The sequence below is a fragment of the Sphingobacterium sp. GVS05A genome (assembly GCF_019969845.1).
Classification (GTDB): Bacteria; Bacteroidota; Bacteroidia; order Sphingobacteriales; family Sphingobacteriaceae; genus Sphingobacterium.
Genome location: NZ_JAHXYR010000001.1, coordinates 570,991 through 582,837 on the forward strand (window position 1 = coordinate 570,991; position 11,847 = coordinate 582,837).

The window sequence follows — 11,847 nt, forward strand, 5'->3', positions numbered from 1 at the left end:
ATTTAAGGGAGCCATTTATCCACGAAATTTACTCCTTCCGGATTAAATAACATACTCTTTACAAACAATTTGCTGTTGAAAAGCATTTAGATAATGGAACACATGAATGCTATTGTCCTCACAAAAGGCTTTTATTCAAAACAATCATTTCAATGAAAATCGCTTATATCAGTACTTACCTGCCCAAAGAATGTGGGATTGCCACCTTCACCTCGGATCTGTTACATGCTGTGGCCTTACACAACCAGGATTTGATCCAGCACGTCATTGCCGTTGCAGACCGCGACTATGCTTATCCTGGAGAGGTGGTTTTTACCATAGATCAACAGCATCAGCTTTCTTACATCGCGGCTGCCGACTATATCAACAACAATGGTTACGATTGCGTTATCCTGGAGCACGAATATGGTATTTTTGGCGGAAATAGTGGTATGTATATTCTTTCGCTTATTAATGCACTCCATATTCCTTTGCTGGTAAATTTACATACCATCCTGGAAAAACCAAATGTGGATGAAAAAGCAATTTTAATTGAAATAGTCAAACGGGCTTCGATTGTTGTTGTCATGAGTAATTATGCAATTACATTGTTGAAATCCGTCTATCGGGTCAATACGGCAAAAGTTAGGCTCATTCATCATGGTGTGCCCGAATTTCATCTTACTCAGGAGGAAGCAAAAGAAAAAAAAGGATTTTCCGGGAAAAAGATTTTACTGACTTTTGGGTTTATAGGGCGCAATAAAGGAATCGAAACCGTTATCGAGTCACTTGCTGCGGTCGTTAAAAACGAACCAGATCTTATTTATTTGATCGTTGGCAAGACACACCCCAATGTACTTGCTCATTCTGGAGAAGAATACCGTGAATACCTAAAGAGCATGATCGATGCATATCATTTGGAAGATCATGTCCAATTTGTCAATTCTTTTGTGAACCAGTCCGATCTTGTTACCTATTTATCTGCCTGTGATGTTTATGTCACTCCCTATGTCAATGAAGCCCAGATCACCAGCGGAACATTGTCGTATGCAATTGGAGCAGGAGCAGCAGTGGTATCTACCCCGTATTGGCACGCCAAAGAGTTATTGGCAGATGGTCGGGGTGTGCTGGTCGAATTTAAGAATCCAGCATTAATGGCAACAACCTTGGCTGCACTATTTAGCGATCAGGAACATCGCATGACCCTGCGGGATAATGCCCGGGCATTTGGTAAAGAAATGACCTGGAAAAATATCGGGCTTCGCTATACCAGACTTTTGGATAAAGTAGTTCCTTCGCTTGACGGCTTTAAAGAAAACGCGACATTTTCTAAAGATGAAATGCCCAAATTCAGCTGGAAGCATATTGATCGTCTGACCAACCAGGTCGGTATACTGCAGCATGCGACTTATTCACTACCCAATTATAAGGAAGGTTATTGCCTGGATGATAATGCGCGGGCCCTATTGATGACTTTATTGGCCCAGTCTGACTTTGCGGACAAACGGCATGATCGTCGTATCTCAACCTATTTGAGTTATATTTATTATCATCAGCGCGAAGACGGATTGTTTCATAATTTTATGAGTTTTCAGCATAATTTTCTGGATGAAGTGGGTTCGGAAGATTCTTTTGGTCGAACGGTCTGGGCTCTGGGTGTACTCCTTCGGGAAACAAAATTGACGAGTTATTACCAGCTGGGACATGAGCTGTTTTTCAGGTCCGTACCACATTTTAAGCAGTTGCGGTCCAACCGTGCTATTGCCTATACCATACTCGGAATTGCGGAGTATTTGCATCATCAGTCGAATGACGAAGTTATGGTCGAACTAATGCGGGAGCTGATCGAAAAGTTGATCAAAGAATATGAGGCAAGCTCGGACGACAGTTGGCAATGGTTTGAACCGGTACTGGCTTATGACAATGCCATTTTGCCCTATGCCTTATTGACGGCCTATCCATTTCTGAATGATGAGGCTGTGAAGCAATTAGGCTTGTTGACCCTGACATTCCTGGAGGGTATTACCGTTCAGAACGGAGGGCTTTCTCTGGTCGGAAATCAGGAATGGGCAAAACGGGGTAAACATATCAGCAAATTTGGTCAGCAGCCCCTCGATGTCACAGCAATGGTGTTTATGTACCGTGAGGCCTTTAGACTCACCAACAAAAAAGTGTATTTTGCCCGTATGATTGCATCTTTCCGCTGGTTTTTAGGTGAGAATGACTTAAAACTGGGCCTGTATGATGAGGAGACCAAGGGATGCTGTGATGGCCTTGAATCCTATGGAATCAACCGAAATCAAGGGGCTGAAAGTACACTCTGTTTCTATCTCGCCTATATAGTGGTTTACCGCGCCTTTATTGATAGCGCTCAGGATTCAAAATAGCGAGTAGGAGTTCCTCCAGATTGATGGTAGCATAAGTCGATGCATAATCGGACATTGCGTAGGGCAAAATAAGCTGTTCGTTATGAACCAGTGCACCACATGAGTAAATAACATTTGGCACATAGCCTTCCCGTTCCTCATCATTTGGGGTCATCAAAGGGCTGTGTAGACGGCCTATTTCTACATGCGGATTATCCAGATCTAGTAGGGCAGCACCAAGGACATATTCACGCATCGGTCCGACAGCATGGGTCAAAATCAGCCAGCCATATTGTGTCTCTATCGGAGAACCACAATTGCCTATCTGCACAAATTCATACGCATATTCGGGTTGTTGGATACGTATGGCGGTTTCTTGCCAGATATTAATGTTGTGAGAATAAGCAATATAGTTGTTTTCACCGTCTATCCTACAGAGCATCGCGTATCGTCCATTGATTTTTCGGGGAAAGAGTGCCGCGCCTTTATTGGCTATCTCCCCATAGATCGGTTTCACTTTAAAGTGATAGAAATCCTTTGTGGTTAAAAGCTTGGGAAGGATACTAAAACCGTCGTAGGCTGTATAGGTCGCATAGTAGACACTTTCTCCCTTTTCATCTTTAAACTGCACGAAGCGAGCGTCTTCGATCCCTCTTTTTTCGGTGTCCGCAATAGGGAAGATCACACGTTCGGAAATGGAGGTATCCAGCGAAAAAGTCATTTCATAATGCGATGAGGCCAACCACAGCGCCTGCTGTAGAAAGGTGATGTTTTCTAGATTTTCCTCACTATCCTGCCTGACCTCGTCAATATAGCGTTTGAGTTCTTCATAGGTAAATGTTGCTGTTAATTTCTGCTCAAGTTTCGTTTTGACTTCAGTGGGTTCGGCGTGGAGCTCGTTCATCTTCTTTAAAAAAGATTCCTTATGGTAGCGGTGGTTTTTGACCTGAATAGGTTTGTCCAACAAATTACCAATGTAATCTATGTGAATATTATTGTCCCGGTCGAGTGTTCCGGCCCGAAATACAATCGAGGATACATGGCCCTCACCCGTGGCTCGAAAGCTGAGTATCACGCGTTTTTCACCCTTAAAGAGCTCGGTCTGATCCGGGTGTTCTACGATAGAGGGATTAAAAAGGGCAGCCGATTCAATGGAATACTCCATCGTAAAGTAAGAACCGATCAGCAGCTTGTCCAATTGACTGAGTTTTTCTTTAGGAAAAGGAATTTTTTCCAGTAAGTAACTTACACGCTCAAAATTACGTTCGAAAATATTGATAATACTACGATGTCTTTTTGTGTAGCTCCGAAGAACCTGACCAAAAACCTTTTTACGCTCGGATTCAGTCAGTTCCAGTGTACGTTTGATGACCTTGATGGTACGCTCCTCACCGAGAGAGAAGAATCTTGCCAGTACCCTTTTCTTATCCGGTTTGAAATAAATGTCTTTTCGCTCTACTTTTACGGGTTTGTGCATGTCGTTATTTTTCAAGTTTACACTCTTATAAGAACGATCAGCGAAGGGATTTTGTTTTTATAAGCTTCCGATAAAGGGGGATATATTGTAAAAATGGAGTAACTTTGACGGATACAAATTTTTAGATATGGCTGAAAATACTTTAGATAAATTAGAACCAAAACCAATTTGGAAAAATTTCGCTGCTTTGAATGCTGTTCCACGGGCTTCGAAAAAAGAAGAGCGTGTCATTGCATTTATGGTAGATTTCGGAAAAAACCTGGGCTTAGCAACCAGCGTAGATGAAATAGGTAATGTGCTGATCAAGAAACCGGCAAGTACAGGAATGGAAGATCGCAAAACTGTGGTGTTGCAATCGCACTTGGATATGGTTCACCAAAAGAATAATGATACCATTTTTGACTTCGACAATGAGGGTATTAAAATGTATGTGGACGGTGATTGGGTAAAAGCCGAAGGAACTACTTTGGGTGCGGATAATGGGCTTGGTGTGGCTACGATCATGTCTGTTTTAGAGTCGACAACAATTGTTCATCCAGCGATTGAAGCTTTGTTTACCATTGATGAAGAGACTGGAATGACCGGAGCTTTGGGATTAAAAGGTGGTGTGTTGTCAGGCGAGATCCTATTGAACCTTGATACTGAAAATGACAATGAAATTGACATCGGTTGTGCGGGTGGTATTGATGTTACGGCTACACAATCCTATGTCGCAGAAACCTGTCCTTCTGATACCATATCTTTTGTTCTTACAGTAAAAGGGCTGCATGGCGGACACTCAGGTATGGATATCCATAAGGGCTTTGCGAATGCGAATAAGGTGATGAACCGCCTACTGTTTAAGGCAAATGAGCGCTATGGCTTACGCATTGCATCGTTATTGGGTGGAAGCCTTCGTAATGCAATTCCAAGGGAGAGTGTTGCTAAGGTTGTTGTCAGTAAAGATAAATCGGTAGCCTTTGTCGAGGCTTTAACACAATTGGCTCAGGCTATCAAAATCGAATTCGCGACAACTGAACCGGCTATGGAAATCTTAGTGGAACCAACGGATACGATATGGACCACAGTTGTTCCTGTCCCTGTGCAGGAGAATTTAATTAATTGTGTTTATGCAGCGTTGAATGGCGTATATCGGGTGAGTGCTGACTTCGAGGATCTTGTTGAAACTTCCAATAATATCGCTAAAGTTGAGGTAGAAGCGGAGCAGATTGCGATCAAATGTTTAACCAGATCTTCGGTTGAAACGTCCAAGTTTGATCTAGCCTATTCACTACAGGCTGCCTTTGAATTAGGAGGTTTTGATGTGGCATTCTCCGGAAATTATCCGGGATGGGCACCCAATCCAAATTCTGAAATTTTAGAGGTGCTTAAATCCATTTATACAAAACAACACGGGGAGGCTCCAGAAGTTGTAGCTTGTCACGCTGGATTGGAGTGTGGTATATTGGGAACCAATTATCCCGGTATGGATATGATTTCCTTTGGTCCAACGATATTGGGGGCGCACTCACCAGCAGAACGCGCTTCGATATCTTCTGTTCAGAAATATTGGAGTTTTGTGCTCGAAATTCTAAAAGAGATCCCGCGTAAGTAAGCCGCTGTTCTCTTTTGCTGCAATAGCAGCCTTGATAAGAATATACTTGCCCCCAAAATTTACACAATTTCTGGGGGCATTTTTTATGCTGTTTATTTCCAGATTCTCTTTAAATAGTGTATTTCATCAACCAAAAAAGTAAGTCGTCTTATTACTCTGTATAAAAAAAATCAAATAAACCCGCCGCTAATGTGATAGTCGTATATGGTGATATTTTCAATTATTTTTCACTTTCCTTGCAGAAAACGAAAGATAATTGTATTTTCAGGATGAAAAAATGATTTACTAGACCAAAATTTTATTAAACCTCTCTATTGAGGGGTGGACCTAATATTGATATAATGACCATAATCCTCATTGTAATCAGCATTTGTTTGCTCATCCTATGCATTACTTATTTTAAGATTAATGCGTTTCTTTCTTTTTTATTAGTTTCTATTCTCAGCGGACTGTGTTTGGGTATTGCGCCGGATCAATTGGTCGGTACCGTTGAAAAAGGTATCGCAGGGGTTATGGGAAGCCTGACCCTGATTATTGTTCTGGGCGCCATGTTGGGCAAGATTGTTGCCGAAAGTGGCGCTGCTGAAATCATTGCTGTGCAGATGGTTCGGCTGATGGGGGAGAAATACCTGCAGTGGGGTCTGATGCTGACCGGTTTTGTCGTGGGCATTCCGTTGTTTTACGGGGTTGGTTTCGTGCTGCTGGTACCGCTGATTTTTTCGATTTCTTATCGATACAAGCTTCCGGCCGTATATATTGGGCTGCCCATGCTGGCTGCATTATCGGTCACCCATGGTTTTATCCCTCCACATCCATCACCAGTTGCGCTGGTCGCACTTTTTCATGCGGATATGGGGCTGACCCTGATATATGGTCTTCTGATTGCCATTCCCGCTATCATATTAGGTGGCCCTATTTTTGGCCGCTCGCTGCGGAATATGCTCCCGAGTCAAGAATCAATCTTTCGGCAGGAAAAAACAGTCGATCAACAGGAGTACAAGCAGCCTACGGTTGGTACCAGTTTGTTCGTTGCCTTGTTACCCGTCCTATTGATTATCTTATTTACCCTTATACCTTATATATACCATACCGATGATGCCACCGTACAGCGCTGGTTGAAATTTATAGGCAGCACAACAGTGGTCATGGTCATTGCGATCGTTGTGGCCACCTACTTATTGGGATTGAAACTTGGCCGTTCCATGCCCAAAGTCATGTCGATCTATGAGTCAGCAGTCAGGGATATTGCGATGATCTTATTGATTATTGCCGGATCTGGAGTTTTTAAACAGGTCATGGAGGATAGCGGTGTGAGCTTATTGCTGGCCAATATCCTACAGCAACTTCCTATTTCACCCTTGCTGTTAGCATGGTTAATTACTGCAGTCATTAGAGGTTGTGTGGGGTCAGCAACAGTTGCTGCATTGACTGCTGCGGGAGTTTTATTACCCATTGTTACAGCGGGTAAAGTTGACCCCAATCTGATGGTATTGGCAATCGGCGCGGGAAGTCTCATGTTTTCCCATGTCAACGATGCGGGCTTCTGGCTGTTTAAGGAGTATTTTGGTCTGAGCGTCAAAGACACTTTATTCTCCTGGTCGATTATGGAGGCAATTGTTTCCATCGTCGGACTAGTTGCTGTTTTGCTATTGCAAATAATTTTATATTAGCTATTATATTTTTAAACTTTAAAATCATTCACGATGTACAACGCAGATGAACAATTTGAGAAATTAGGTTTGACATTACCACCGGCACCAGCACCTAAAGGTGTCTATAAACCATATGTTATTGATGGAAAGTATCTTTATCTTTCTGGACATGGGCCGGTACAGGATGATGCTTCTCTGATTATAGGAAGGATTGGTAGCGATATCAGTCCCGAGGAAGGGAAACTCGCGGCCAGACAGGTAGGCTTGACGATGTTATCGACGATCAAAACCAATTTGGGTTCATTAAATAAAATTAAACGTGTTATTAAGGTATTGGGTATGGTCAACTGTACCTCCGATTTCTTGTACCACCCTGGGGTAATCAATGGCTGTAGTGAGTTGTTTGCTGCGGTTTGGGGCGAAGAAAATGGAATCGGTACACGGAGTGCCGTTGGTTTCGGCTCTTTACCTGATAATATCCCGGTCGAAATCGAAGCGCTATTCGAGTTATATTAAAGAGCTGATCATGGAAACTTGGTATCGGGTACAAAATGTCGATCAGGTAGATACACCGGCACTGCTGGTTTACCCTGATCGTATCGTTCGCAATATAGACCGTGCACTGAAGTTTGTGGACGGCCGTGTGGATCGTCTACGGCCACATATCAAAACCAATAAATGTAAGGAGGTCTGTCAGCTGATGCTGGAGCGTGGGATTAGCAAATTCAAATGTGCAACCATTGCAGAAGCCGAATTGCTGGGTATAGTAGGAGCCAAGGATGTGCTGTTGGCTTATCAGCCTGTGGGACCCAAGATTGATCGTTTGCTGCAGCTGATTGAAGCATTCCCCGATACACATTATGCCTGTCTGGTCGATAATGCGGATTCTGCATTACAGCTATCAGCGCGCGGGGTGGAAACAGGGCGACCTATCGCAGTTTATATTGATGTGAACGTTGGTATGGGACGTACTGGAGCTTCTATCGCACAGATAGAGCGCCTTGTGTTAGACATTCAGCTATTGGATGGAATTCAACTGGTCGGTGTACACGGCTACGATGGCCATATCCACGATAAAGATTACAAAGTACGTGAGCAACAAAGTCAAAAGGCTTACAGTCTGCTCGAAATGGCTTATGTCATGGCGCAGGTTTCCACGACCACCCCATTAACGAAGGTGATCGGCGGATCGCCCAGTTTTCCGTTTCATGCCGAGCGTAGTGATGTAGAATGCAGTCCGGGGACATTCGTGTTTTGGGATTTTGGTTACGCCGAAAATTATGCGGAACAGGACTTTTTAGTTGCCGCGGTGTTGCTGACACGTGTTGTTTCCATTGTAGATCACAAGCATCTCTGCTTGGATCTTGGGTACAAGTCTGTTGCCTGCGAATCGCCGCAGCCCCGTGTCAAATTTTTTGACCTGCGGATTGGTGAGATTAAAATGCAGAGTGAAGAACATCTCGTGGTTGAGGTCAGGGACAGTGCCGACTTTAAGATAGGTGATGAGTTGTTCTGTGTGCCGCGGCATATCTGTCCGACAGTTGTCTGTTATGACGAATTGCAGGTGGTCAACAATGCAGTTGTGGATCAGGTCTGGAAGGTGCTTGCGCGAAGTAAAAAGATAAATTATTGATATGTACGAATTTGAAATGCCTTTTGTGGTTGATGCTCACTTAGACTTGAGCATGAATGCCATGGAGTGGAATAGAGATCTCCGACTACCCATTCAGGAATTGAACCGAAGGGAGCAGGGGATGGAAGATAAGCCCGACCGGGCAAAAGCTACAGTTACTTTTGAAGAGCTACGCAAAGGAAATATCGGTATCGTTGTAGCTACGCAGATTGCACGATTTGTCCGTCCAGACAGCACTTTGCCGGGTTGGTACTCGGCAGAGCAGGCCTGGGCGCAGACACAGGGGCAGTTGGCCTGGTACAAGGCCATGGAGGCTGACGGACATATGAAAATGATTAAAACAAAGAGCGATTTGGATCAACATCGTGCTTTGTGGTCCCGGGGAACTGATCACTCAAATAAGCCCATCGGTTACCTGCTGAGTTTGGAAGGCGCCGATTCTCTGGTGGATATCAGTCATGTGGAAGTTGCCTACAATTACGGTTTGCGGGCGATCGGCCCAGCACATTATGGGCCGGGGAGATATGCTAATGGAACAGATTCCTCCGGTAAACTGAATGCGCAAGGTGTACAGTTATTGCAGGAAATGGAACGATTGGGGATGATCCTGGATGCAACACATCTTAATGACGATGCTTTTTGGGATGCGATGGGCAGATACAATGGGGCAATCTGGGCCAGCCATAACAATTGTCGGAAGTTTGTGGATCACAACCGGCAGTTTAGCGATGAGATGATCAAGATTCTGGTGGAGAAGGGAGCCGTTATCGGCGTTGCTTTAGATGCCTGGATGATGGTGCCCAACTGGGTACGTGGTATATCTGATCCCAAATCCAGCAATTGTTCGATGGAAATCATGGCCGATAACATTGATCATATCTGTCAGTTGGCGGGCAATGTCAATCATGTTGGGGTAGGGAGTGATCTGGATGGAGCCTTTGGTCGGGAACAATGTCCTTACGATCTGGAAACCATTGCCGATATCCAAAAGGTTTTTGGGATATTGAAACGACGCGGGTACAGCAGCGCTGATCTTGAAAAAATCGCCAGCCAGAACTGGTTGAGTTTTATGCAGAATGCTTTGCCGGAATAAGGGAATACCTTACCGGAATAGCGGAAAGTCTTCCCTGGGTAATAGCAGTTCGTGATAACTATCGTCCTATCGAGATGCCTAGCATACTATAGTTATCTTCAACTTTGGCGATTAAGTTCATGATCGTTGACAAAAAAAATGATCGTTGAAAACACAGATTTAGACCTTTAGAGAGCAGCGGTCTTCCGGGAAGTTACTTCAAGGTTAACCGTTGAGGATAAAATCAGATTATGGTAAGCAGATCGTTACATGTAAGGCTGCTTTCCTGGTGGATATGTCCTCTAAATAAATGATATATTCGTAAATAGGAACAATTCTAGACCATTATGACGTTTACTTTACGCCTCCAATTATCCTTGATGATGTTTTTGGAGTATTTTATCAAAGGAGCTTGGTTTGTCACCTTAGGTACCTACCTGATCAAGTCCCTGAATGCATCAGGAATGGAGGTTGCCAATATATTTTCTACGCAATCCCTGGGGGCTGTATTTGCGCCTTTCTTTGTTGGCTTTGTTGCAGACCGTTATTTTAATGCGGAGCGGGTACTGTCGGTTTTGCATCTATTGGGTGCGGCATTGCTTTATGGAATGTCCCAGGCACCTAACGCCAGCCATTTTTACCCCTATGTCTTTGTGTATTTCATGGCTTATATGTCATCTGTTTCCCTTTCCAACGGTATTGCTTTCCGCCATATCGCAGATGCCAAAAAGTATTTTCCGGGGGTAAGGGTATGGGGGACAATCGGTTGGATCTGTTCGGGGCTTGTGATCAGTTACCTGTTCCGTTGGGATAGTCCGGAGGCAATAAGTCAGGGAACTCTGCACAATACCTTTATTTTGGGAGCGGTCTGTTCAGTGCTTTTGGCATTATTCAGCCTATTTCTTCCCAAAACTCCACCGCAGATACGGGTTAAAGATGAAAAATTTGATTTTGGAAAAGCCATTGGTTTAGATGCCCTGGGACTGTTAAAACAAAAGAGTTTCTTAATCTTTTTTGTTACGGCCATCGTGATCTGTATTCCCATTTCATTCTATTATCAGAATGCCAATCCATTTTTGGTCAATGTCGGTATGCCCAATCCTACTGCAAAAATGGCGTTGGGCCAGTTTTCGGAAGCGATCTGTTTGCTGTTGATTCCATTTTTCTTTAGACGTTTAGGGTATAAGAAAATGATTTTATTGGGTATTGCTGCATGGGCATTACGCTATCTGTTCTTTGCTTTTGGAGATGGGCAGGAAAAGGCTTTTCTGCTTATCTTAGGTATCGTTCTACATGGAATCTGTTACGATTTTATGTTTGTCGTCGGGCAGATCTATACCGATCGGATTGCAGGAGAGAAATATAAAGCTTCGGCGCAGGGACTGATTACGATTGCCATGTATGGTGTGGGAATGCTGATCGGATTCTGGGTTGCCGGTGGTGTTTCAGATTACCTCAAAGTGGCCTATGCCGATCAGTTCTGGGAATACCTATGGTTTATACCGGCTGGAATTTCATTTTTCTGTCTGCTTCTGTTTGCTGTTTTTTTCAAAGAAGAAAAAACGGTTGAGACAGTAGGAGATATAAAGTAATTCTAGCAAAGTAGTGAAAAAGGCTGCTCAAACGCTGAACTGACCTTCAAAAGTACTTGTTTTGCTTTTGGGGTTCATTCCGGTTTTTTGAACAGCCTTTTTTCTAAAATAGGGGCTAAATAAGGTCTGATTAAATCATATCAAACCATTGCTGATATTTTTCGCCAATAAAAGGAAGGGCTTTTTTCTCACCCGAGAATGCCGCAATTAAACCCAATATAAGAGCGATCAGTAAGATTATACCGACAACACTCATAATTATTCCACCAATACCCGGGATAAAGCGCAACAAGCCCAATGCAATTCCTGTGACGGTAATACCAATACTTTGTCTGATGTGGAACTGACCTAAAGAAGTCTTTTCCTTATTGTTCATGATGATGGCAGCGATCAGGCCGATGAGGGTTAAATAGGAAATAATAGCAACTGTTTTGCCTTCGTTTGATGATGTGCTCTGCACTGAGTTTCTCTCCATGATACTT

At 43.5% G+C, this 11,847-nt stretch carries 9 protein-coding genes; 7 read left to right on the forward strand and 2 right to left on the reverse strand.

Annotation, left to right across the window (positions count from 1 at the left end; all coding sequences use genetic code 11):
- Positions 1 to 152: 152 nt before the first annotated feature.
- On the forward strand, positions 153 to 2,366 hold the full coding sequence (locus tag LC454_RS02480) for a glycosyltransferase family 4 protein (RefSeq protein WP_223578852.1): 2,214 nt from the start codon (positions 153 to 155) through the stop codon (positions 2,364 to 2,366).
- On the opposite strand, the gene LC454_RS02485 is transcribed toward LC454_RS02480, so the two are convergent.
- A complete protein-coding gene (locus LC454_RS02485; RefSeq protein WP_223578855.1) occupies positions 2,338 to 3,822 on the reverse strand; it encodes a glycoside hydrolase family 130 protein in 1,485 nt (494 codons plus the stop codon). The genes LC454_RS02480 and LC454_RS02485 overlap by 29 nt on opposite strands.
- Before the next feature lie 127 nt (positions 3,823 to 3,949).
- On the opposite strand from LC454_RS02485, the gene LC454_RS02490 reads away from it, so the two are divergent.
- The 6 genes from LC454_RS02490 to LC454_RS02515 all read left to right on the forward strand — a co-directional run bounded on the left by LC454_RS02490 (position 3,950) and on the right by LC454_RS02515 (position 11,365).
- Positions 3,950 to 5,416: an aminoacyl-histidine dipeptidase gene (locus tag LC454_RS02490; protein ID WP_223578858.1), complete on the forward strand. Its 1,467-nt coding sequence runs from the start codon at positions 3,950 to 3,952 to the stop codon at positions 5,414 to 5,416.
- A 341-nt stretch (positions 5,417 to 5,757) separates the two neighbouring features.
- Complete coding sequence (locus LC454_RS02495; RefSeq protein ID WP_223578861.1) at positions 5,758 to 7,086, forward strand: gluconate:H+ symporter; 1,329 nt, start codon at positions 5,758 to 5,760, stop codon at positions 7,084 to 7,086.
- 33 nt (positions 7,087 to 7,119) lie between these two features.
- Complete coding sequence (locus LC454_RS02500) at positions 7,120 to 7,584, forward strand: RidA family protein (protein ID WP_120258327.1); 465 nt, start codon at positions 7,120 to 7,122, stop codon at positions 7,582 to 7,584.
- A gap of 10 nt (positions 7,585 to 7,594) precedes the next feature.
- Entirely contained in the window at positions 7,595 to 8,701 is a 1,107-nt protein-coding gene (locus LC454_RS02505) for a D-TA family PLP-dependent enzyme (protein WP_223578864.1), read from the forward strand.
- Between the two features lies 1 nt (position 8,702).
- On the forward strand, positions 8,703 to 9,794 hold the full coding sequence (locus LC454_RS02510) for a dipeptidase (protein WP_223578867.1): 1,092 nt from the start codon (positions 8,703 to 8,705) through the stop codon (positions 9,792 to 9,794).
- A 326-nt stretch (positions 9,795 to 10,120) separates the two neighbouring features.
- A complete protein-coding gene (locus tag LC454_RS02515) occupies positions 10,121 to 11,365 on the forward strand; it encodes an MFS transporter (protein WP_223578871.1) in 1,245 nt (414 codons plus the stop codon).
- Positions 11,366 to 11,495: 130 nt separating this feature from the next.
- Here LC454_RS02515 and LC454_RS02520 read toward each other — a convergent pair whose 3' ends face one another.
- Positions 11,496 to 11,840 carry a hypothetical protein gene (locus tag LC454_RS02520; protein WP_120258323.1) on the reverse strand — a complete coding sequence of 115 codons (345 nt, stop codon included), beginning with the start codon at positions 11,838 to 11,840 and terminating at the stop codon, positions 11,496 to 11,498.
- Positions 11,841 to 11,847 lie beyond the last annotated feature (7 nt).

Excerpts from the sequence above, each read along its gene's own strand:
- LC454_RS02500 (WP_120258327.1), top strand. The coding sequence starts at position 7,120 with ATGTACAACGCAGATGAACAATTTGAGAAATTAGGTTTGACATTACCA.
- LC454_RS02490 (WP_223578858.1), top strand. The coding sequence starts at position 3,950 with ATGGCTGAAAATACTTTAGATAAATTAGAACCAAAACCAATTTGGAAA.
- LC454_RS02495 (WP_223578861.1), top strand. The coding sequence starts at position 5,758 with ATGACCATAATCCTCATTGTAATCAGCATTTGTTTGCTCATCCTATGC.
- LC454_RS02480 (WP_223578852.1), top strand. The coding sequence starts at position 153 with ATGAAAATCGCTTATATCAGTACTTACCTGCCCAAAGAATGTGGGATT.
- LC454_RS02485 (WP_223578855.1), bottom strand. The coding sequence starts at position 3,822 with ATGCACAAACCCGTAAAAGTAGAGCGAAAAGACATTTATTTCAAACCG.
- LC454_RS02510 (WP_223578867.1), top strand. The coding sequence starts at position 8,703 with ATGTACGAATTTGAAATGCCTTTTGTGGTTGATGCTCACTTAGACTTG.
- LC454_RS02520 (WP_120258323.1), bottom strand. The coding sequence starts at position 11,840 with ATGGAGAGAAACTCAGTGCAGAGCACATCATCAAACGAAGGCAAAACA.
- LC454_RS02515 (WP_223578871.1), top strand. The coding sequence starts at position 10,121 with ATGACGTTTACTTTACGCCTCCAATTATCCTTGATGATGTTTTTGGAG.
- LC454_RS02505 (WP_223578864.1), top strand. The coding sequence starts at position 7,595 with ATGGAAACTTGGTATCGGGTACAAAATGTCGATCAGGTAGATACACCG.